Below are 22,051 nucleotides of genomic sequence, written 5' to 3'. Positions count from 1 at the left end.
TCACATCGCCCGGCCGAAGGTGGAGTGGGGGCTGATGCGTACCTCGGGCGGGTTGTCGGCGAACCACTCGGCCTCGCGGATCGCCCGCATCGCCTCACGGCGCGCCGCGGGGTCGAGCCGGTCGACGAAGAGGATGCCGTCGAGGTGGTCGGTCTCGTGCTGGACGCAGCGGGCGAGCAGCTCGGTGCCCTCGAGGACCACCGGCTCGCCGTGCATGTTCTGCCCCTTGGCCACGACCTTGAGGGCCCGCTTCGTGTCGAACGCGAGCCCAGGGATCGACAGGCAGCCCTCGGGGCCGTCCTGCTCCTCGTCCGAGAGGTCGAGGACCGGGTTCACCAGGTGGCCGAGCACGCCGTCGACCCAGTAGGTGAAGACCCGCAGCCCGACGCCGATCTGCGGCGCCGCAAGCCCGGCACCCGGGGCGTCGAGCATGGTGTCCTCGAGGTCCTTGACGAGCACCCGCAGCTGCTTGTCGAAGTCGACGACCTCGGCGGCCGCGGTGCGCAGCACCGGGTCACCGAAGAGGCGGATGTCCTTGATCGACACGGGTCTCCTGACGAGCGCTCGGGGTGGGGGTGCGCCCGCCAGTCTAGGACCGGGCGTGGGTGTCGTCCGTCGCGGCCGACGCTCCGGCTGCCGCCTCCGTCGGGTCCTCACTCGAGCGGCCGAGGTCGCGCACCGACCGCGAGAGCAGCGCCCCGAGCGAGATCACGACGTAGACACCGGCGCTGACGACCATGAGCGTCTCGACGTCGACCGCGGTCCCGAGCCAGCCGTAGAGGAACGTGCCGATCGGGATGGCGACGAACGACCCGAGGGCGTCGTAGCTGGAGACGCGCGAGAGCACCGGCACCGGCACGTGCTCGTGGAGCGCGGTGTTCCAGCCGACACCGAAGATCTCCGTGGCAGCGCCGGCGAGGAAGAAGCCGACGGCGACGGGCACGAGCGCCGGGGCGACCCCGAGCAGCACCATCGGCACGGCGAGCACGCAGATAGCGACCATTCCGGCACGCAGCGGGTGGCGCAGCCGCAGGCGCATCATGACGATCGTCATGAGCACGGTGCCGGCCGCCTCGGCGCTGAGCACGAGACCCCAGCCGGCCTCACCGATCGCCTCGGTGGACTTGGCGACGAGCGGCCCGAGCACGCCGATGACGCCGGTGTGGATCGCGTTGGTCAGGCCGAAGGCGAGCACGACGACCCAGAGCCACTCGCGCCGGGAGAACTCCCCCCAGCCCTCACGCAGCTCTCGCACCATGGAGTGCTGTCGCGCCCGGCCCTCCTCCGAGCGCTTCGGCAGGCCGACACGGGCCAGGCAGACGACGGCGACGGCATATGTGAAGGCGTCGACGGCGAGCGCCCACCCCGGGCCCACCCCGACGACGAGGAGGCCGGCGACGGCCGGGCCGATGATCGACAGCCCGCTTCGGCTGAACGAGAGCAGCGCGTTGGCCTGCTGCAGGCGCGACCGGTCGACGACGAGCGGGACGACGCCCATCATCGCCGGCATCGTGAAGGCCGACACGGCGCCGTTGATGCCCTCGATGACCGTGAGCTGGGTCAGCGTCGCGTGGCCGCTGATGATGAGGGACGCGGCGAGCGCCTGGGTGAGGCAGGTGAGCACGTGCGACACCTGGAGCACGACGATGCGCGAGAACCGGTCGGCGACGACGCCTCCGACGAGCAGGAAGCCGACGAGCACGAGGGTCCGGACGCCGAGCACCTGGGCCAGGGCCCCCGCGGACTGGTCGATGTGGAGCACGGCGAAGGCGAGCGCGACCGGTGCCATGACCGAGCCCGCGGTCGAGACGGTGCGCGCCGTGAAGTACCACGCGAACCGCCGGTCGCCGAGGGCGCCGAAGGACTCCTGCACCTTCATCGGGTTGCCCCGTGACCGCTCGTCGGCCCGCCCTTGAGCCGGAAGGCTGCGACGGACAGGGCCGTCCTGACGGTCCCCTCGGTGCGCGGCGGGCGCGCTGAGGCGTGCAGCAGGGAGCTGGCCTCGTCGACGAGGGCCGTGACGCGGTCCCACACCTCCGGCTCGACCCAGAGGTCGGCATCGGTGAACCGGCTCCTCGTGCCCGACTCACGCTCGACGAAGCGTCGCGGGATCATGTCGGCGAGCACTCGCACGTACGCGAGCCGCTCGTCGTCGTGGCCGGCGTGCGGGTGGGCGACGGGCGCGTCCCACCGGTGACGGTACTTCTTGGCCCGGCCACCGCGGACGGTCTCCTCCCCGGCGATCTCGAGCAGCCCGGCCGACTCGAGCAGGCGCAGGTGGTAGCTGGCGTTGGCCTGGGTGACGTCGAGCTCACGGGCGACCTCGGCGGCGCTCAGCTCGGCGCCGGTGAGCAGCGAGAGCATCTGCAGGCGCAGCGGGTGTGCCGTGGCGCGCAGCTCGCTGATGCGCCCTTCCTCCAAAGACATGTTTGGGAGTATGCGCTTCCGTCGCCTCAACCGTCAAGCGTCTCTTTGGGGGTTGCTCCGGGACTCAGGTCTGCGAGTACTCCAGGTGCACCACGCCACTGTCGTACGCCTCGGTCCGGGCCAGGCTCAGGCGTACCTGCTCGTCGTCGGTGAAGAGCCGCTCCCCCGCCCCGAGCACCACGGGGAACACGAACAGGTGCAGGCCGTCGACGAGCCCGTCGCGCAGCATCGCCCGGACGAGCGTTCCACTGCCGCTGACGTAGAGCGACCCCTCGACCTCGTCGCGCAGCGACCTGATCGTGTCGGGGTCGTAGGGGCCGAGGACCCGGGTGTTGTTCCAGTCGGGGTCGCGCAGGGTGGCCGAGACGACATTCTTGCGCGCGCCGTTGAAGAAGGAGGCCCCGGGGTCGTCCTCGTCGGAGCGCGCCGACCACGCGGGAGCGAACATCTCGTAGGTCCGGCGTCCCAGGAGCAGCTCCGAACCCGGGCCCGTCAGCCGGCCTATCGCCTCGCCCATCTTCGGGTCGAAGGGGTACTCCGCCGTCCAGCTCGGGCTCTCGTAGACCCCGTCGAGCGAGATGAACTCGTGGACCTCGATGCGTCCCATGTCATTCCCCTTCCTCCGTGCGTCCACGCCTGCTGGGTTCGGTGCCACCGCCGATGTCTTCACGTCGTACGTCGAAGGTGAAGCCCTGGGCGCGGAGCCGGTCGGTGAGCACGTCACCGACCGCGGTCGCCGGGGTGCAGACCCCGGTGCGGCGCGGGATGCCGTCGTCGGTCGCCAGGGCCAGGGCCGCCTCGCCGAACATGATGGCCGTGCCGCCATAGCCGGGGTCGTAGTCGGCGCCGACCCTGGTGCGGTAGCGCGCGCCGGTGGTCGTCGTGGTGCGGATGTCCATCCGGAAGCGTCCCGCCGCACGAGCCTCGGGGCCGGGGCCCTCCCCCGGTCTCGGCAGGAAGCGGTCGAGCACGGCGCGGGTCGGCGTGAAGGAGAGCCCGGCGACGACACCGCCCAGACCGACGGCCATGCCGCTCGCCATGAGGGGCGACATCGGACCGGAGCCGAAGTCGGTCACCTCGCGGTAGCACAGCTCCCGTCCGTAGGACCAGTCGCCCAGCGTGTTGGACAGCCGCACGATGCGGGTGTTGAACGAGGCCATGACGAACGGCCCGGTCCACCGTCCGGTGGCGGGGTCGCGGTCGACGGGCACGAGGCGGCGCAGCCGGCCGAGCAGCCCTGCGGGCGACCGGCGACCCTGCGACGGCTCCTCGGAGCGGCGCGGGCTCAGAGCGTACGCGTCCGCCAGCACGCGCCGGGCCGAGGCGTCGGAACGGGCCGTGATCGCCTGCTGCCGGGCTGAGTCGACGGTGCCGCCCGAGAAGCCGCCCTTCATCGAGCGCACGAGGAGCGTCGTCTCGCCCAGCGTGCCCTCGCCGTCGGCAGCCACCCGTTCGGCCGTCGTGAGGACGCCGAGGTCGGACGGGATCGAGTCGAAGCCGCACGCGTGCACGATGGCTGCCCCGGTCTCGCGCGCCCGGGCGTCGACCTCGTCGAGTGACCACCGGACGAAGAGCACCTCGCCCGTGAGGTCGGCGTAGTGGGTGCCCTCCTCGGCGCAGGCGCGCACCACCTCGGCTCCATGGGTGAGGTAGGGGCCGACGGTGCTGGCGAGGACCCGGGTGCGGGCGGCGAGGGCGCGCAGCCCGGGGGCGTCGGTGGCGTCGACCGCCACGACCTCCCACGACGCGGCACGTCCGCCGAGCTCGCCCCGCAGGGCCTCGAGCTTCGAGCGCGAACGACCGGCGAGGGCCACGCGGATCTCCGGGCCCGCGCGGCGGGCGAGGTGCTCCGCGGTGAGGGCGCCGACAAAACCCGTCGCGCCGTACAGGACGATGTCGAGCTCGCGTGCGGCCATGGTCGTCATGCTGCCACGCGAGGGACGCGGGTGACCGCGCGCCGGGACGTGACGCACCTCGCGTCAGACGCGTTCAGAAGGTGTCGAGCGGGTCGACGCGCACCGACACGACATCGGTCTCCTTGCGGGCCGAACGAAAAGCCTTGAGCGCGAGCATCGCCCGGGTGAGGGCGGCCGTCTCTGCCGCAGGCACGCGGACGAGGACGTGGTGGTCGGCGCCCCCACGCTCGGCCTCGCCGTCGCCGGAGCCGCGGCGCACCCCGCCACCGACCAGGGGCACCGGCCCGAGCACCTGGGCGCTGGGCGGCAGGTCGGCCTGGTCGAGGGCCTCCTCCAGGGCGCGACGCCCACCCGTCAGCTGCGCGACGCGAGCAGCCGGTGGCAGGCCGAGCTCGCGACGCTCGGCGAGCTCACGCGCGGCGAGCCACGCGGGATCCCACCGCACGAGGGCCTCGACGGCCGGCAGCGCGACCGCCTCGGGCGCCCCGCACAGCACGACGGCCCGGCCCTCGCGCGCCAGCGCCGACGCGGCCATCCAGCGACGAAGCGCCTCGAGCGGCGCGTCGAGCACCGGAAGGTCCAGGCTCGCCCAAGCGTCGAGGAGCAGGACCGCCGTGTAGCCGCCGTCGGCGACCGGCTCGGCACCGGGGGTGGCGATGACGAGCGCCGACTCGCGTCCGACGGTCGAGAGGACCTCGCCCGACCCGGAGGTGTGCACCGGGAAGCCCGGGAAGGCGCGACCGATCTCCTCCGCCGTGCGGCGCGCGCCCGTGACCGACGACCGCAGCCGGTTCGACCCGCAGTGCCCGCACGAGAAGCCGTGGGCCGGAATGGTCAGACCGCACCAGTGACACGCGGGGGCGGCCTTCGACGCCCCGACGGCGACCGGTCCCTGGCACCGCCCGCACCGAACCGGAGTGCGGCACTCGGCGCAGCTGAGCGACGGCTGGTAGCCACGGCGCGGCACCTGGACGAGGACCGGCCCGTCGACGAGGGCGTCCTTGGCCACCCGCCACGCGCGTGACGGGATGTGGGCACGGGCCGACGGGCCGTCGCGTTCCTCGTCGGCACCCTCGCCGGCGATGGTCACCCGGGGCGCGGCGGACCGCAGGGTCGGCGCATCGGCGTCGACGGGCACGAGGGCGCCGGCCTCGACGTCGACCTGCACGCGCAGGCTCCGCCCGAAGCCACCCGTGAGCAGCGCCGCACCCGTCGCCGCCGCGCGCAGCGCGAGCACGACGCCGACGTGGTGGTAGGGCGCGCGGGGCTCGGCCAGAAGGTCGTCGCCGTCGTCCCAGCAGGCCACCAGACCGAGGTCGTGCACCGGCGCGAACGCCGCCGCCCTGGTGCCGATGACGACCTTGACGTGGCCACGCAGCACCTTGAGCCACGCGGTGTAGCGCGCCTGCGGCCCCTGGTCGGCCGTGAGTCGGACGTGGCGGCCCTTGCCCAGCAGTGCCGTGAGCGCGGCGTCGAGCCGGTCGACGTCGCGATGGTCGGGCACGACGAGCAGGGCCCCCCGCCCACCCGAGAGGGCCGTCGCAGCGGCGACCGCGAGCGCGGCCGGCCAGTCGGCGTCACCGGAGCGTCCGGGCAGGGCGCTCCAGGCCGCGGCGGGGCCCTCGCCGGCCGCGACCCTGCGCAGCCAGGCCGGCCCGGCCGGATAGGCGGCCCACGCACCGGGGTCGGGCGTCGGCACCGGCTCCGGCGCCGGGCACTCGAGCGCCAGTGCCTTCTCGGCGGTGGCGTGGCGCTTGGGGACGGCCAGGCGCAGCACGTCGCTCAGCGTGCCGGCATACCGGTCGGCGACTGCACGCGAGAGCGCCAGCACCTCAGGGGTCAGGACCGGCTCGGCGCTGACGACGCGGCGCAGCGGCGTGAGGCGCCCGTCGTGCTGCGGGGCTTCACGGCGCTCGACGACGAAGCCGTCGAGCTCGCGCCCCGAGAAGCGCACCCGCACGCGCGCGCCCGGCACGGCGTCGGCGTCGAGCTCGGTGGGGACGGAGTACTCGAAGACGCGGTCGAGGTGGGCGAGCGGGGTCTCCACCACGACCGCAGCGACCGGCCCCGGGGCCGGTCGCTGCGTCGTCTCGTCGTCGTCGCCCACGGGGGCGACCCTAGCCTCAGCCGGCGACGGCGGCCCGCAGGGCCTCGACGCGGTCGGTGCGCTCCCACGTGAAGGGGTTCTCGACGCCGTCGGCCTTGGTGCGGCCGAAGTGGCCGTAGGCGGCCGTCGGCTTGTAGATCGGGCGCAGCAGGTCGAGCGCGTCGACGATCGCGGCCGGGCGCAGGTCGAAGACCGACAGGATGGCCGACTGGATCTTGTCGACCGGCACGGTCTCGGTGCCGAACGTCTCGACGTAGAGACCGACCGGCTGAGCCTTGCCGATGGCGTACGCGACCTGGACCTCGCAGCGGCGGGCGAGGCCCGCGGCGACGATGTTCTTCGCGACCCAGCGCATGGCGTACGCGCCCGATCGGTCGACCTTGCTGGGGTCCTTGCCGGAGAACGCGCCACCACCGTGGCGGGCCATGCCGCCGTAGGTGTCGACGATGATCTTGCGGCCCGTGAGGCCGGCGTCGCCCATGGGCCCACCGATCTCGAAGCGACCGGTGGGGTTGATGAGCGCACGGTAGGAGCTCACGTCGAGGTCGGTGCCGCTGTCGCGCAGCTCGGCCAGGACGGGGTCGATGACGTGCGCCTTGATGTCGGGCTCGAGCATGCCGTCGAGCGACACGTCGGGCGCGTGCTGCGTGGACAGGACGACGGTGTCGAGCTTGACGGCACGGTCGCCCTCGTACGCGATGGTGACCTGGGTCTTGCCGTCGGGACGCAGGTAGGCGAGCTCGTCGGACTTGCGCACCGTGGTCAGCCGCTCCGAGAGGCGGTGCGCCAGGAAGATCGGCAGCGGCATGAGCTCGGCGGTGTCGTCGCACGCGTAGCCGAACATGAGGCCCTGGTCGCCGGCGCCCTGCTTGTCGAGGTGGTCGTCGTCGGCACCCGTGCGGTGCTCGTGCGCCGTGTCGACACCCTGCGCGATGTCGGGCGACTGCGCACCGATCGAGATGGAGACGCCGCACGTGCGACCGTCGAAGCCCTTCTGCGAGCCGTCGTAGCCCACGTCGAGGATCGTCTGGCGCACGAGCTTGGGGATCTCGACGTAGCCGGTGGTCGACACCTCGCCCGCGACGTGCACCAGACCGGTCGTCACGAGAGTCTCCACGGCGACGCGAGCGTGCCTGTCCTCGGACAGCAGGGCGTCGAGGATCGAGTCGCTGATCTGGTCACAGATCTTGTCGGGGTGACCTTCGGTGACGGACTCGGACGTGAACAGACGTGCGGACACTTGCTCTCCCTAGCTCGGGTGCGTGGTGGTTTGGGGTCGTGCGCCGGTGGCGCAGCCGCATTGGGGTGAAAGTCTAGTGCTCAGCCCAACGACGGCGAGATGGCGTCCCAGAGGGCGTCGGCGACGGCGTCCTTGGTGGTCGGGCCGACGGTCGTGACGTCGTCGCTGCCGCGGCGCAGCAGGTGAACGGTCGTGTCGTCCTTGCCGAAGGTGAGGTCGCGACCGACCTCGTTGACCACCTGCAGGTCGCTGCCCTTGCGGGCGAACTTGGCGCGCGCGTGGTCCATGACCGAGCCGTCGACGTCACCCGTCTCGGCCGCGAACGAGACGATGAAGGGCGCCTGCGAGCCGCGCTCGGCGCGAGCCCTGACCAGGCCCTTGACGATGTCGGGGTTCGCGACGAGCTCGACCCGAAGGCCCGCATCGGGGTCGGACGACTTCTTGATCTTGCTGCTGCTGACCGTGGCGGGTCGGAAGTCGGCGGGGGCTGCCGCCATGACGACGACGTCGGCGCCGTCGGCCGCCGCCTCGACCGCCTGCTGCAGCTCGAGCGTCGTCTCGACCGGCACGAGGTCGATGCCGTCGGGCACGGGGAGCGAGACGTTGGCCGCCACGAGGGTCACCTTGGCGCCGCGGTCGGCGGCGGCCCGGGCGATCGCGATGCCCTGCTTGCCCGACGAGCGGTTGCCGAGGAAGCGCACCGGGTCGAGGGGCTCGCGGGTGCCACCCGCGGAGACGACGACCCGCCGCCCGTCGAGGTCGCGCACCGTGGCCTCGGCAGGCTCGGACCGCGAGGCGGCCGTCTCGGCCGCGCCGCGCTCGACGATGGCGAGGCACGCGGCATACAGCTCCTCGGGCTCCGGGAGGCGACCCGAGCCGGTGTCCTTGCCGGTGAGGCGGCCCACTGCCGGGTCGATGACGTGCGCGCCGCGGGCGCGCAGCGTCGCGACGTTGGCCTGCGTGGCCGGGTGCTCCCACATCTCCGTGTGCATGGCGGGCGCGAACGCGACGGGGCACCGGGCGGTGAGCAGGGTGTTGGTGAGGAGGTCGTCGGCAAGGCCGTGCGCGGCCTTGGCCAGCAGGTCGGCGGTGGCGGGAGCCACGACGACCAGGTCGGCCGACTGGCCGATGCGCACGTGCGGCACCTCGTGCACCGACGACCACACCTCGGTGCTGACGGGCTTGCCCGAGAGGGCCGACCACGTAGGCGCCCCCACGAAGTGGAGCGCCGCCGCGGTGGGCACGACGGTGACGTCGTGGCCGTTCTCCGTGAAGAGGCGCAGCAGGGACGCCGCCTTGTAGGCGGCGATCCCGCCGCTCACACCGAGGACGACACGCATCTGCGGCACCGGCCGGCCCGGGTAGGTGCTCAGGCCTCGGTCGGCTCGGAGGTGAGCAGGCCCGCGTTGATCTCGCGCAGCGCGATCGACATCGGCTTCTCGTGGACCTCGGTCTCGACGAGCGGGCCGACGTAGTCGAGCAGGCCCTCCTGCAGCTGCGAGTAGTACGCGTTGATCTGGCGGGCGCGCTTCGCCGAGTAGATGACGAGCGCGTACTTCGAGTCGGCGGCGGTCAGGAGGTCGTCGATCGGCGGGTTGGTGATGCCGATGGGAGCTGCCTGGGTACCGGACACAGTGATCTCGTTTCGTTGGTTTGAGCGGTCTCTGGTGCGTGCTGCGGGTCGGGTGGGGCGCGGTGGCGACCCGTCACGCGGCACACATCACGTCGGGACTCACCTCTCGGCGCGTCCCGATCTCATCAATGATACGAGTTCTTCGCTGGCGCGACGAACATCGTCGTTGACGACGACCTCGTCGAACTCGCTCTGCGCGGCCATCTCGGCCGTGGCGGTGGTGAGCCGACGCTCGCGCTCGGCCTCGTCCTCGGTGCCTCGGCCCACGAGCCGGCGCACGAGTTCGTCCCAGCTCGGCGGGGCCAGGAAGACGAAGAGCGCGTCGGGCCAGGTCTCGCGCACCTGGCGGGCGCCCTGCAGGTCGATCTCGAGCAGAGCGTCGCGTCCCTCGCGGATGACCCGCTCGACGGGTCCACGTGGCGTGCCGTACTTCGCGGCGCCGTGCACGACGGCGTGCTCGAGGAACTGCCCCGCCTCGACGAGCCGGTCGAACTCGTGGTCGTCGACGAAGTGGTAGTGCACACCGTCGACCTCGCCCGGGCGCGGGCGGCGAGTCGTCATCGAGACCGAGAACCACACACCGGGAAAGTGCGTGCGCACGTAGGCAGCGATGGTGCCCTTGCCGACCGCGGTCGGGCCGGCGAGCACGGTGAGCCGGCCACGTGGACGCTCTGGGCTCTCTGCGCTCTCGAAGCTGTCGGGGCTCTCGGGGCTCTGGGGACGCTCGAGGCGCTCGGCTGCGTCGTGCTGTGGGCTCGCGGTGGGCGTCGGGTCAGCCGACATCACGGCTTCTCGAAGCGGCGCAGCAGCGCAGCGACCTGGTTGGCCCCCAGACCGCGGACGCGGCGCGACTCGGCGATGCCCACCTCGGCCATGATCGCCCTGGCACGCACGCGGCCGACACCGGGCATGGACTCGAGCAGCTCGGTGACCTTCATCTTGCCGATGACCGCATCGGCCTTGCCGTCCTCGAGCACCTCCGCGAGCGAGCCGCTGGAGTACTTGAGCCGGTTCTTGACCGCTGCCCGCTCCCGTCGTGCGGCTGCAGCCTTCTCGAGTGCTGCGGCCCTTTGCTCGGGGGTGAGCGGTGGTAGCGCCACGGTCTTCGGTCTCCTCGCTGCCCGCGGGGATGCCCTTGCTCCCCCGCCGTTCGTCACGTCTCACGTGTTGTCTCCGCCCGAACCTAGCGATCTGCCGGTGCGTGCCGCAACGCGGGGGCAAGACGACCCGCCGGGCTAGCTGCCGAGATCGACGCCGCACGTCTCGCGTGCGTGGGTCTCGATGCGCTTGGCGGAGCTCTCGAACCCCTGGAGCTGCTTCGTCAGCGCACCGAGATCGGGGTTGGCGACCGTGAACGTGGCGAACAGGGTGTGCAGCGCCCGCCAGTCCGCCCGCACCTCGTCGGGCGCCTCCTGCTCGATTCGCGTGACGGTGCCCAGGAACCGCGTGGCGGCTGCCGGGTCGGCGAGCGAGGCGCCGGCGTCCTTCCACTCGGCCTGGGCCGAGACGAGCGCGTCGCAGTACGCACCGCCGGGTGACGACGAGCAGGCCCCGAGGGCGCTCGCCAGCAGGACCAGCGCGGCCGCGAGCGACCGAGCGGAGCTGCTGGTGGTCGTTCGCATGGGCCACACCGTAGGGGTCGTCGAGGAGTTGACGAGCGGTGGTCGGACGGCTGTCCGGGCCGCAGGTCAGGACATGTCGAGGTTGCAGGTCGCCTTGGCGTGCGTGGCGATCTTCGTGCTGGCCGACTGCATCTTCTCCAGGGCGCCGGCCATCGCGCTCGTGTTGCCCGCGGCCGCGGTCTTGACGAAGTCGATGAAGTCGTCCCAGGAGGACTTCACCTCGGCCGGCGCCGCGGCCTCGATCTTCTGCAGCACGCCGAGGCCCTGCTCGAGCGCCGCCTTGTCGGTGATCTTCGCCGACATCGACTCGAGCTCCTTCTGGCCACTCTTGAGGGCGTCGCAGTAGGCCGAGGCACCCGCCCCTCCCGTGGCGGACGGTGCGGAGGAGGAGGTCGTGGCCGTACTGGACGCGGAGCCGTCGGTGGCGGCCGGTGGCGTGGTGCCGGAACCACAGGCCGCCACGAACGGGATCACCGCCGCGACGGCCGAGGTGGCGAGGGTTCGGCGCACGGACGTCGTGTGGGTCATACGGGTGACGTACCCGGTCGGCCGGGCCGGAGTCCCGCGCGGGAGTCCCGTGCCGGTGGTCCCGTGCCGGAGTCCCGTGCCGGTGTGCAGGTGCCGACCGGCCGGGCTGGCCAGCCCGTCAGCCGGCTCAGGCGCGCAACGACTCGGCCACGCGGGTGGTCTGCGCGACGAGGCGGCGTGGCTCGGGGCCCGCCGCGAGGATCTCCCGGCTCGACGCAGCGAGCACCTGCCCGCGGGCGGCCCCGAACGTCGAGCCGAGCGAAGCGACCGTGCCGCCCTGGGCGCCGAAGCCCGGAGCCAGCACCGGGGTGGCTGCACCGACGAGGTCGAGGCCGAGGTCCTGCACGGCGGTGCCGACCGTCGCGCCGATGACGAGGCCGACACTGCCGAGCTCGCCACGGCCGTGGGCTGCGGCGTTGTCACCCGCGGCTCCACGCACGATCGAGGCCGCCACGACCTCGCCGTCGCGCGTCGCGTGCTGCACGCTCGCGCCCTCGGGGTTCGAGGTCAGTGCGAGCACGAACAGGCCCCGGCCGGTCCGATCGGCGAGGTCGATCGCCGGGCGGAGCGACTCGTAGCCGAGGTAGGGGCTCACGGTCAGCGCGTCGGGTGGCGCGACGGCGCCCTCACCGAGGTACGCCTCCGCGTATGCCGTCATCGTCGACCCGATGTCGCCGCGCTTCGCGTCGAGGATCGTCAGCGTGCCCGCTTCACGCAGCTCGGTGAGCACGCGCTCGAGCACGGCGACCCCGCGGCTGCCGAACACCTCGAAGAAGGCCGACTGGGGCTTGACGGCGGCCACCCGGCCGGCGAACGCCTCGACGCAGGTCAGGGCGAAGCGCTCGAGTCCCCGGACGTCGTAGGTCAGGCCCCACGACTCCACGAGCCCGCGGTGCGGGTCGATGCCCGCGCACAGGGGCCCATGGGATCGCATGGCGTCGTGCAGGCGCGCTCCGAAGGGCTGCGTCATGGTCGTTCTCCGCTCCGCGGTCGTGGAAGGTGCAGGGGTGGCCGGCCGTCAGCGGCCTTCAGCGGCCGTGGGCGACGGCGACGGCGTCGGTGAAGCGGTCGTAACCCTTGGCCTCGAGCAGCTCGCACAGCTCGCGCAGCACCCGGACGGGCGCGGACGGGTCGTTGAAGACCACGGTCCCGACCTGGATCGCGCTGGCCCCGGCGGCGACCAGCTCCAGGGCGTCGCGGCCGGTGCGCACTCCTCCGACGCCGATGATGGGCACGGTGGGGATGCGGCCCTCGAACATCGCCTGTCGCACCTGCCAGATCGCCCGCACCGCGACCGGCCTGATGCCCGGCCCCGACAAGCCGCCGGTGACGCCGCCGAGCTGCGGACGCATCCGGTCGGTGTCGATGACCATGCCCAGGAGCGTGTTGATCATGGTCAGGCCGTCGGCGCCGGCCTTGACGCACGCGGCCGCGATAGCGGTGATGTCGGTGACGTCGGGGCTCAGCTTGGCGAAGACCGGGATGTCGCGCGGCAGCTGCTCGCGCACCAGGGCGATGACCTTGGCCGACGCCAACGGGTCGCAGGCGAAGACGAGGCCCCGGTTCGCGACGTTGGGGCACGAGATGTTGACCTCGACGCCGACGACGGCGTCGAAGGACCGGCTCGCCCGCAGGGTCGCGGCCACGTGGGCGTACTCGGTGCTCGAGCTGCCCGCGATCGAGGGCAGGACGCGCGCGCCGACTGACTGCAGCCAGGGCAGGTCCTCGTCGACGAAGGCCTCGATGCCGGGCCCCTGCAGGCCGATCGAGTTGAGCATGCAGGAGGGTGTCTCGGCCATGCGCGGAGTGCCACGCCCCGAGCGCGGCTCGGCCATGACCGACTTCGTGACGAACGCACCGATGTCGGAGACGTCGAAGAAGCGGTGCAGCTCCTTGCCGTTCGCGGCGCAGCCGGACGCGGTCATGAGGGGGTTGGGCAGGCGGTGGCCGCCGCCGAGGTCCACGGAGAGGTCGACCATCAGTGCCCACCCACCTTCGGCGCGCCCACTGCATCGTCCGGGACCCGCGCGTGCCCTCCGTCGAAGGCGTCCCAGCGGACCCGGTCACCCCGGAACACGGGCCCCTCGACGCAGGAGCGCACCATGCGCGTACGCCCGTCGGAGCCCACCACGGGCATGACACACGTCATGCAGACCCCGACGCCACAGGCCATCGACTCCTCGACGGCCACCTGCGCCACCGCGTCGTGCGCCTGCGCCACCCGCGTGATCGCCTCGAGCATGCCCATCGGGCCGCAGCCGTAGACGACGGCGGCCTTCGTGCGGTCGATGACGTCGGGCAGCACGTCGCTGACCCAGCCCTGCTGGCCGGCCGAACCGTCGTCGGTGGTGACCGTGACACCGTCGCAGCTGCGCCGCGCCTCGACGACGCCGAAGAGGCGGTCCTCCCTGGCGGCCCCGAGCACCATCTCGACGTGGCAGCCGCGCTCGCGCAGCTCGCCGGCCAGCCAGAACAGCGGGGCGCTGCCGTAGCCGCCACCGACGAGCACACACGCGACCGGGTCGGTGGGCAGCGGGAACGCCTTGCCGAGCGGACCGACGACGTCGATGGTGTCGTGCGGCACGCGCTCGACGATCCACCGGGTGCCGGCGCCGACGGCCGAGACGACGATCTCGACGGTGCCGCCGTAGGTGCCGCTCGGGCTCACCCTGTGGATCGAGAACGAGCGGCGCAGCAGGGTGCCGGAGGACTCACCGCCGACGCCGAGCGCGACGAACTGCCCGGGCCGGGCGAGCTCGGCGACCCCGGGGGCGACGAGCGTGATGTGCTGGTACGCGCCCACGCGTCGGGTCGCGATCACCTCGGCGACCTCCTGGGTCACGCGGGCGCGCATCGTGCGGTCGGTCACGGCTCTGGTCACGGGGCCGGTCACGCGGTCGCTCCCGTCCCGACGAGGGCGTCGCGCCGCCCGTAGAGGTCGAGGTCGCGGGCGTGGTCCTGCAGGGACTTGACGCGGATCTCCTCGGTCAGCCCGGCCTCGATGCCGAGGACGGCGGCGGCGAGCGTGGCGATCGTGGTGATGATCGGCTTGTCGGCGCTCGTCGTCGCGGCACGGATCGCGTAGCCGTCGGCGCGGGCGTCCTGGCCGCTCGGCGTGTTGACGACCATCTGGACCGTGCCGTCGAGGATGAGGTCGACGATCGACTTCTCCCCCGGCGCGTCGCCGTCACGCTCGGTGATCTTGCGGACCACCGTGGCCTCGATGCCGTTGCGCTTGAGCACCGCGGCGGTGCCGCTCGTCGCGAGGATCGTGAAGCCGAGGTCGACGAGACGCTTGACCGGGAAGAGCATCGCGCGCTTGTCGCGGTTCGCGACGGACACGAAGATCGCGCCGGACCGCGGCAGGGCCGAACCACCGCCCTGCTGCGCCTTGGAGAAGGCCGAGCCGAAGTCGACGTCGATGCCCATGACCTCGCCGGTCGAGCGCATCTCGGGCCCGAGCAGGGAGTCGACCGCGACACCCTCCTTGGTGCGGAACCGCTTGAAGGGGAGCACGGCCTCCTTGCACGACACCGGGGCGTGTGCCGGCATGGCGCCACCGTCGCCGGTGGGGGGCAGCATGCCCTCCTCGCGCAGCTCCTTGACCGTCGCACCGAGCATGACCCGGGCCGCGGCGCTGGCGAGCGGCACACCGGTCGCCTTCGCCACGAACGGCACGGTGCGCGAGGCGCGCGGGTTGGCCTCGATCACGTAGAGGATGTCCTGGGCCAGGGCGAACTGGACGTTCATGAGTCCGCGCACCCCGATGCCCTCGGCGAGCTTGCGCGTCGCGACCCGGACACGCTCCAGCTCACCGTCGCCGAGCGTCGCGGGAGGCAACGTGCAGGAGCTGTCGCCGGAGTGGATACCGGCCTCCTCGACGTGCTCCATGATGCCGCCGAGGTACATGTCCTCGCCGTCGAAGAGCGCGTCGACGTCGATCTCGATGGCGTCGTCGAGGAAGCGGTCGATGAGGATCGGATGGTCGGGGCTCGCCTCGGTGGCCTTCTCGACGTAGGTGACGAGCGAGTCGTCGTCGTAGACGATGACCATGCCTCGGCCACCGAGCACGTAGGAGGGGCGAACGAGCACCGGGTAGCCGATCTCGCGGGCGACCGTCAGGGCGTCCTCCGCACTGAACGCGGTGCCGTGCTTCGGGGCGACGAGGCCCGCCTTCGCGAGCACCTGCCCGAACGCGCCGCGGTCCTCGGCGAGGTGGATGGCGCCCGGCGAGGTGCCCACGATGGGCACGCCCTCGTCCTCGAGCGCCTGCGCCAGCCCGAGCGGCGTCTGGCCGCCGAGCTGGACGATGACTCCCGCGATCGGGCCGGCCTGGCTCTCGGCGTGGATGACCTCCAGAACGTCCTCGAGCGTCAGCGGCTCGAAGTAGAGCCGGCTGCTCGTGTCGTAGTCGGTCGAGACGGTCTCGGGGTTGCAGTTGACCATGACGGTGTCGAATCCCTTGTCGCGCAAGGAGAACGACGCGTGCACACAGGAGTAGTCGAACTCGACGCCCTGCCCGATGCGGTTGGGGCCCGAGCCGAGGATGATGACCGCGGGACGCTCGCGCGGCGCCACCTCGGTCTCCTCGTCGTACGAGCTGTAGTGGTACGGCGTGGCGGCCGCGAACTCGGCCGCGCAGGTGTCGACGGTCTTGTAGACGGGGCGCACCCCGAGGGCGTGGCGCACGCCGCGGACGACGGCCTGCGGCATACGCCGGATGCTCGCGATCTGGGCGTCGCTGAAGCCGTGGCGCTTGACGAGGTGCAGCAGCTCGGGCGTCAGGTGCTCGGCCTCGCCGAGCATCGCGGCGACGTCGTTGACGAGGGCGATCTGGTCGAGGAACCACGGGTCGATACCGGTGGCCTCGTGGACCTCCTCGACCGTGCAGCCGCCGCGAAGAGCCTGCTGCACCAGCACGATCCGGCCGTCGGTAGGCACCTTGGCCTCCTCGAGCGCGCGCTCGGCCGCGGCCTTCGTGACCTCGCCCTCCCAGTGGAAGCTCGCGCCCTTCTTCTCGAGGGAGCGCAGCGCCTTCTGCAGCGCCTCGGTGAAGTTGCGGCCGATCGCCATCGCCTCGCCGACCGACTTCATCGTGGTGGTCAGCGTCGGGTCGGCGGCCGGGAACTTCTCGAACGCGAACCGCGGCACCTTGACGACGACGTAGTCGAGCGACGGCTCGAAGCTCGCCGGCGTCTCGCGGGTGATGTCGTTGGGCACCTCGTCGAGGGTGTAGCCGATCGCCATCTTCGCGGCGATCTTCGCGATCGGGAAGCCGGTGGCCTTCGACGCGAGGGCGCTCGAGCGCGAGACACGCGGGTTCATCTCGATGACGATGATGCGTCCGTCGCGCGGGTTGACGGCGAACTGGATGTTGCAGCCACCGGTGTCGACGCCGACCTCGCGGATGACCGCGATGCCGATGTCGCGCAGGCGCTGGTACTCGCGGTCGGTGAGCGTCAGGGCCGGCGCGACGGTGATCGAGTCACCGGTGTGCACGCCCATGGGGTCGAGGTTCTCGATGGAGCACACGACGACGACGTTGTCGGCGTGGTCGCGCATGACCTCGAGCTCGTACTCCTTCCAGCCGAGGATCGACTCCTCGAGGAGCACCTCGGTCGTCGGGGAGTACTGCAGGCCCTGGCCGCCGATGCGGCGCAGGTCGGCCTCGTCGTAGGCGAAACCCGACCCGAGGCCACCCATGGTGAACGAGGGGCGCACGACGACCGGGTAGCTGAGCTCCTCGGCGCCGGCGAGCAGCTCGTCCATCGTGTGGCAGATGATCGACCGTGCCGACTCCGCGCCGCAGCGCTCGACGACGCCCTTGAACTTCTCGCGGTCCTCGCCGAGCTCGATGGCCTCGACGTTGGCGCCGATCAGCGGGCAGCCGTACTTCTCCAGAACTCCGCTGTAGTGCAAGGAGATCGCGCAGTTCAGGGCCGTCTGGCCACCGAGCGTCGCGAGCACGGCGTCGGGACGCTCCTTGGCGATGATCGCCTCGACGACCTCGGGGGTGATCGGCTCGACGTAGGTGGCGTCGGCGAACTCGGGGTCGGTCATGATCGTCGCCGGGTTGCTGTTGACGAGGATGACGCGGATGCCCTCCTCACGCAGCACTCGGCAGGCCTGGGTGCCGGAGTAGTCGAACTCGCAGGCCTGTCCGATGACGATCGGCCCGGACCCGATGACGAGGACGCTCTTGATGTCGTCACGCTTCGGCATCAGAGGGTCCCCTCGCTCGCCGAGATCTGCTGGTGGGTGGTCTGTCTGTTGGTCATGAGCTCCACGAAGCGGTCGAAGAGGTAGGCGGCGTCGTGCGGGCCGGCGGCGGCCTCGGGGTGGTACTGCACCGAGTAGGCCGGCAGGTCAAGGCATTCCAGACCCTCCACGACGTCGTCGTTGAGGCAGACGTGCGAGACGCGCACGCGGCCGTATGCCGTGTCGCTGTCCTTGTCGAGGGGCGCGTCGACGGCGAAGCCATGGTTGTGCGCGGTGACCTCGACCTTGCCGGTCGTGCGGTCCATGACGGGCTGGTTGATGCCGCGGTGGCCGTACTTCAGCTTGTAGGTGCCGAAGCCGAGCGCGCGGCCGAGCAGCTGGTTGCCGAAGCAGATGCCGAAGAACGGCAGCCCGCGGTCGAGCACCTCCCGCAGCAACGTCACCTCGTGCTCGGCGCTGGCCGGGTCACCCGGGCCGTTGGAGAAGAAGACCCCGTCAGGCCCGGACTCCCCCACGGCGAGCACGTCGTCGATCGTCGCGGTGGCGGGCAGCACGTGCACCTCGATGCCGCGCTGGGCCATGAGCTGCGGCGTCATCGCCTTGATGCCGAGGTCGACGGCCGCGACCGTGAAGCGCTTCTCGCCGACGGCCGGCACGGCATACGGCTCGCTCGTGGTGACCTCGGCCGCGAGCGCGGCGCCCGCCATCTGCGGGCTCGTGCGCACGGCGTCGAGCAGCTCGCCCTCGGGTCGGGCGGCGGCGTCGCCGCTGAAGATGCCCACGCGCATGGCGCCGCGCTCACGCAGGTGACGGGTCAGCGCGCGGGTGTCGATGTCGCAGATGCCGACGACGCGCTGCTCGGCGAGCTCGTCCTCGAGGTCGCGGGTGGCGCGCCAGTTCGACGCACGGATCGCGGGGTCGCGCACGACGTAGCCGGCGGCCCAGATGCGGGTGCTCTCGTCGTCCTCGGTGTTGACGCCGGTGTTACCCACGTGCGGCGCCGTCATGACGATGACCTGGCGGTGGTAGCTGGGGTCGGTGAGGGTCTCCTGGTAACCGGTCATGCCGGTCGAGAAGACCGCCTCGCCCACCGTCTCGCCGAGGGCCCCGTAGGAGGCGCCGCGGAACGCGCGGCCGTCCTCGAGCACGAGGACGGCGCCCACGCGGGTGCGGCCCGGGTGCCCGTCGCGGGTGGGTACGGTCAGCGGTGTCTGGGTCGTCACAGGTCTGCCCCTGAGGTCGTCGCGTTCGTCAGTTCTCGTCGGTTGCCCGCTCCGTTGCGGACGTCGTGGGTCAGGCGTCCCGCGAAGACCGTCGCCTCGACGGCTCCGCGCAGGGTGCGCCCGTGCCACGGGTTGTTGCGCGAGCGGCTGCGGCTCGCGGCGGCATCGACCGTGACCTTGCGGTCGGGGTCGACGAGCGTGATGTGGGCGGTGCTGCCGACGGCGAGTCCCCTCCCCTGGTGGGCCAGCCCGCCGATACGAGCCGGTGAGGCGGACATGACCCGTGCCACGCCGGCCCAGTCGAGCAGGCCGCCGTGCACCATCACGTCGCTGACGACGGAGAGCGCCGTCTCGAGCCCGAGCATGCCGAACGCCGCGTCGACGAAGGCGTGCTCCTTGTCGTGGCGCGCGTGCGGCGCGTGGTCGGTGGCGACGGCGTCGATCGTGCCGTCGGCCAGGCCCGCACGCAGCGCCTCGACGTCCTCCGTGGGGCGCAGCGGCGGGTTGACCTTGTAGACGGGGTCGTAGCCGAGCAGCAGGTCGGTGGTGAGGGCCAGGTGGTGCGGCGTCACCTCCGCGGTGACGTCGATGCCCTGCGCCTTCGCCCAGCGGATCACCTCGACCGTGCCGGCCGTGGAGACGTGCGCGACGTGGACGCGCGAGCCGGTGTGGCGGGCGAGCATGACGTCGCGGGCGACGACCGACTCCTCGGCGATGCCCGGCCACCCGGGCAGCCCGAGCCGTCCGGAGACCTCGCCCTCGTGGCAGCAGGCCTCGCGGCCGGCGAGGCGCGGGTCCTGCGCGTGCTGGCTGATGACGCCCCCGAAGGGCTTGATGTACTCGAGGGCGCGCCGCATGATGCGCGCGTCGTGCACGCAGTGGCCGTCGTCGCTGAAGACGCGCACCCTGGCGCGCGAGCGGGCCATCAGGCCGAGCTCGGCGAGCTCGGCGCCCTCGAGTCCCTTCGTCACCGCGCCGACGGGCACGACCTCGGTGAGGCCACAGGCACGACCGAGGTCGAGCACGCGCTCGGCTGCCTCGGCGGTGTCGGTGACCGGGCTGGTGTTGGCCATGGCGAAGACGGCGGTGAACCCGCCGGCAGCGGCGGCCGCCGAGCCGGTGGCGATGGTCTCGGCGTCCTCGCGTCCTGGCTCGCGCAGGTGCACGTGGAGGTCGACGAGGCCGGGCAGGGCGACGAGACCGTCGGCGTCGAGCACCTCGGCGTCGGGGGGCGCCGAGACCGAGCCCACCTCGGTGATGACGCCGTCCTCGACGAGCAGGTCGGCCGCGTCGGCACCGAGCAGTCGGGCGCCGCGGATCACGAGGCGGTTCATCGGGCGGCTCCTTCGGTGGCGGGGACGGCCGGCACGGTCGTCGGTGCAGGCGTGTCGTCGCCGGCGAGCAGGTGGTAGAGCACCGCCATCCGCACGGCGACACCGGCGGAGACCTGGTCGAGGACGACCGACTGCGGCGAGTCTGCGGCCTCGGGGGCGATCTCGAGGCCGCGGTTCATCGGGCCGGGGTGCAGCACCAGCACGTCGTCGTTGCGGGCGACCAGCCGGTCGAGCCGGTCGCGGGTGAGGCCGTAGCCCACGGTGTACTCGCGGGGCGTCGGGAAGAAGCCGCCGCTCATCCGCTCGCGCTGGACGCGCAGCATCATGACGGCGTCGACCGGGCCGTGCTCGGTCTCGCCGTCGAGCACCGGGTCGAGGTGCCAGCTCGTGGCGAAGCCGTCGGCCGCGCTCCAGGCACCGATGCCGCTCGGCATGAGCGTCGGCGGCGCCACCACCGTCACTCGGGCCCCCAGGGTCTTGAGCGTGATGACGTTGCTGCGGAAGACGCGGGAGTGGGTGAGGTCACCGACGATGACGACGTGCCTGCCGTCGAGGTCGCCGAGCCGCGTACGCAGGGTGTACGCGTCGAGCAGCGCCTGCGTGGGGTGCTCGTGGGTGCCGTCACCCGCGTTGATGACGCTGCAGCGCACCCACTGGGCGACCTGCCGGCAGGCGCCCGAGGCGTTGTGCCGGATGACGAGCGCGTCGACGGCCATGGCGTCGACCGTCATCGCCGTGTCGCGCAGGCTCTCACCCTTGCTCGTCGACGAGCCCTTGGCCGACAGGTTGATGGTGTCGGCCGACATCCACTTGCCCGCGATCTCGAACGAGCTGCGGGTGCGGGTCGAGTCCTCGAAGAAGAAGTTGATGACGGTGCGGCCGCGCAGCGTCGGCACCTTCTTGACCTCGCGGCGCTGGAGGTCGTGCATCGAGGCGGCGGTCTCGAGGATGTCCTCGACCTCCGCCCGGCTGAGGTCGGCCGACGAGATGAGGTGCTTGGTCATCGGGCCTCACCGCCGCTGATGCGGACCACGTCGAGCCCGTCGACCTCGGCGACCCGCACGTGCACCCGCTCCTCGCGCGAGGTCGGGAGGTTCTTGCCGACGTGGTCGGCACGGATCGGCAGCTCGCGGTGCCCGCGGTCGACGAGCACCGCGAGGCGCACGGCCCGGGGCCTGCCCAGCTCGGACAGCGCGTCGAGCGCGGCCCGGATGGTGCGGCCGGAGTAGAGCACGTCGTCGACGAGGACGACGACCTTGTCGTCGATGCCGCCGTCGGGGATGCGCGACCGGTGGGCCGTGCGCACCGGGTTGCGGCGCAGGTCGTCGCGGTGGAGCGTGATGTCGAGCTCGCCGACGGGCACCGGGCGGCCCTCGACCTGCTCGATGCCGGCCGCGAGGCGGCGGGCGAGCGGGACGCCGCGTGAGGGGATGCCGAGGAGCACCAGGCCCTCGCTGCCCTTGTTGCGTTCGAGGATCTCGTGTCCGATGCGCCGTAGCGCCCGGGAGACGTCCCCTTCGGTCATCACGTCGCGAGCGTCGTCGGGGATGCTCGAGCGATCGGTCGATGACTGGGCAGATGCACTCAGGTCAGGGCAGGTCACAGCCGCTGGACCTCCTTCCCCGCCTCACAGGACGGTGGTTAAAGGATGTCTTCGCCGCCGAGTGTAACGCCGACGACACGGCGCCCCGACACCGGTCCAGCCCTCGGCACGTCGCCCGCCACGCGCCGACGGACCGCCACGAACCGGGCTGCTGGTGCCGGGACCTCAGGAGGCCGCCACGTCGTGGCGGTCCGTCGGT

21 protein-coding genes are annotated in these 22,051 nt (G+C 72.2%); all 21 read right to left on the bottom strand.

All coding sequences use genetic code 11. The features are described 5' to 3' along the window. Window positions 1–546, bottom strand: coding sequence for a peptide deformylase (gene def / locus ACFQ2V_RS10840; RefSeq protein WP_386052706.1), 546 nt, complete (start codon window positions 544–546; stop codon window positions 1–3). A 43-nt stretch (window positions 547–589) separates the two neighbouring features. After that, on the bottom strand, window positions 590–1,879 hold the full coding sequence (locus ACFQ2V_RS10835) for an MFS transporter (RefSeq protein ID WP_386052705.1): 1,290 nt from the start codon (window positions 1,877–1,879) through the stop codon (window positions 590–592). Then, window positions 1,876–2,427 carry an ArsR/SmtB family transcription factor gene (locus ACFQ2V_RS10830; protein WP_386052704.1) on the bottom strand — a complete coding sequence of 184 codons (552 nt, stop codon included), beginning with the start codon at window positions 2,425–2,427 and terminating at the stop codon, window positions 1,876–1,878. The genes ACFQ2V_RS10835 and ACFQ2V_RS10830 overlap by 4 nt, the downstream gene beginning before the upstream one ends. 64 nt (window positions 2,428–2,491) lie before the next feature. Further along, window positions 2,492–3,034, bottom strand: coding sequence for a dihydrofolate reductase family protein (locus ACFQ2V_RS10825; RefSeq protein WP_386052703.1), 543 nt, complete (start codon window positions 3,032–3,034; stop codon window positions 2,492–2,494). A gap of 1 nt (window position 3,035) precedes the next feature. Next, a complete protein-coding gene (locus ACFQ2V_RS10820; protein ID WP_386052702.1) occupies window positions 3,036–4,343 on the bottom strand; it encodes a saccharopine dehydrogenase family protein in 1,308 nt (435 codons plus the stop codon). Between the two features lie 73 nt (window positions 4,344–4,416). After that, window positions 4,417–6,450, bottom strand: a complete 2,034-nt coding sequence (locus ACFQ2V_RS10815; protein ID WP_386052701.1) for a primosomal protein N' — start codon at window positions 6,448–6,450, stop codon at window positions 4,417–4,419. A gap of 16 nt (window positions 6,451–6,466) precedes the next feature. Continuing rightward, the gene (metK, locus tag ACFQ2V_RS10810) at window positions 6,467–7,690 is read right to left on the bottom strand and encodes a methionine adenosyltransferase (protein ID WP_386052700.1); all 1,224 of its coding nucleotides are present in this window, start codon (window positions 7,688–7,690) and stop codon (window positions 6,467–6,469) included. 80 nt (window positions 7,691–7,770) lie between these two features. Further along, on the bottom strand, window positions 7,771–9,030 hold the full coding sequence (gene coaBC, locus ACFQ2V_RS10805; RefSeq protein ID WP_386052699.1) for a bifunctional phosphopantothenoylcysteine decarboxylase/phosphopantothenate--cysteine ligase CoaBC: 1,260 nt from the start codon (window positions 9,028–9,030) through the stop codon (window positions 7,771–7,773). A 29-nt stretch (window positions 9,031–9,059) separates the two neighbouring features. Next, window positions 9,060–9,323, bottom strand: coding sequence for a DNA-directed RNA polymerase subunit omega (rpoZ, locus tag ACFQ2V_RS10800; protein WP_386052698.1), 264 nt, complete (start codon window positions 9,321–9,323; stop codon window positions 9,060–9,062). A gap of 99 nt (window positions 9,324–9,422) precedes the next feature. Beyond that, on the bottom strand, window positions 9,423–10,106 hold the full coding sequence (gmk, locus tag ACFQ2V_RS10795) for a guanylate kinase (protein ID WP_386052697.1): 684 nt from the start codon (window positions 10,104–10,106) through the stop codon (window positions 9,423–9,425). Next, window positions 10,106–10,423, bottom strand: a complete 318-nt coding sequence (gene mihF, locus ACFQ2V_RS10790) for an integration host factor, actinobacterial type (protein ID WP_386052696.1) — start codon at window positions 10,421–10,423, stop codon at window positions 10,106–10,108. Before mihF ends, gmk begins: the two co-directional genes overlap by 1 nt. Window positions 10,424–10,558: 135 nt before the next feature. Then, window positions 10,559–10,945 carry a hypothetical protein gene (locus ACFQ2V_RS10785; RefSeq protein WP_386052695.1) on the bottom strand — a complete coding sequence of 129 codons (387 nt, stop codon included), beginning with the start codon at window positions 10,943–10,945 and terminating at the stop codon, window positions 10,559–10,561. 66 nt (window positions 10,946–11,011) lie between these two features. Beyond that, complete coding sequence (locus tag ACFQ2V_RS10780; protein ID WP_386052694.1) at window positions 11,012–11,473, bottom strand: hypothetical protein; 462 nt, start codon at window positions 11,471–11,473, stop codon at window positions 11,012–11,014. Window positions 11,474–11,600: 127 nt separating this feature from the next. Continuing rightward, window positions 11,601–12,443, bottom strand: a complete 843-nt coding sequence (gene pyrF, locus ACFQ2V_RS10775) for an orotidine-5'-phosphate decarboxylase (RefSeq protein WP_386052693.1) — start codon at window positions 12,441–12,443, stop codon at window positions 11,601–11,603. A 58-nt stretch (window positions 12,444–12,501) separates the two neighbouring features. Further along, window positions 12,502–13,452 carry a dihydroorotate dehydrogenase gene (locus tag ACFQ2V_RS10770; RefSeq protein WP_386052692.1) on the bottom strand — a complete coding sequence of 317 codons (951 nt, stop codon included), beginning with the start codon at window positions 13,450–13,452 and terminating at the stop codon, window positions 12,502–12,504. Continuing rightward, window positions 13,452–14,327 (bottom strand): dihydroorotate dehydrogenase electron transfer subunit, encoded by an 876-nt coding sequence (locus ACFQ2V_RS10765; RefSeq protein ID WP_386052884.1) that lies wholly within the window; start codon window positions 14,325–14,327, stop codon window positions 13,452–13,454. Before ACFQ2V_RS10765 ends, ACFQ2V_RS10770 begins: the two co-directional genes overlap by 1 nt. A 35-nt stretch (window positions 14,328–14,362) precedes the next feature. Beyond that, window positions 14,363–17,695, bottom strand: coding sequence for a carbamoyl-phosphate synthase large subunit (carB, locus tag ACFQ2V_RS10760; protein WP_386052691.1), 3,333 nt, complete (start codon window positions 17,693–17,695; stop codon window positions 14,363–14,365). Then, window positions 17,695–18,915 (bottom strand): glutamine-hydrolyzing carbamoyl-phosphate synthase small subunit, encoded by a 1,221-nt coding sequence (carA, locus tag ACFQ2V_RS10755; protein ID WP_386052690.1) that lies wholly within the window; start codon window positions 18,913–18,915, stop codon window positions 17,695–17,697. Before carA ends, carB begins: the two co-directional genes overlap by 1 nt. Then, on the bottom strand, window positions 18,912–20,249 hold the full coding sequence (locus ACFQ2V_RS10750) for a dihydroorotase (RefSeq protein ID WP_386052689.1): 1,338 nt from the start codon (window positions 20,247–20,249) through the stop codon (window positions 18,912–18,914). The genes carA and ACFQ2V_RS10750 overlap by 4 nt, the downstream gene beginning before the upstream one ends. Further along, a complete protein-coding gene (locus ACFQ2V_RS10745; protein ID WP_386052688.1) occupies window positions 20,246–21,253 on the bottom strand; it encodes an aspartate carbamoyltransferase catalytic subunit in 1,008 nt (335 codons plus the stop codon). The genes ACFQ2V_RS10750 and ACFQ2V_RS10745 overlap by 4 nt, the downstream gene beginning before the upstream one ends. Continuing rightward, entirely contained in the window at window positions 21,250–21,852 is a 603-nt protein-coding gene (gene pyrR / locus ACFQ2V_RS10740) for a bifunctional pyr operon transcriptional regulator/uracil phosphoribosyltransferase PyrR (RefSeq protein WP_386052687.1), read from the bottom strand. Before pyrR ends, ACFQ2V_RS10745 begins: the two co-directional genes overlap by 4 nt. Window positions 21,853–22,051 lie beyond the last annotated feature (199 nt).

It is taken from the genome of Terrabacter terrigena, from assembly GCF_042676085.1.
Taxonomy (GTDB): domain Bacteria; phylum Actinomycetota; class Actinomycetes; order Actinomycetales; family Dermatophilaceae; genus Terrabacter; species Terrabacter terrigena.
This window is presented reverse-complemented; position numbering and strand designations above follow the sequence as displayed.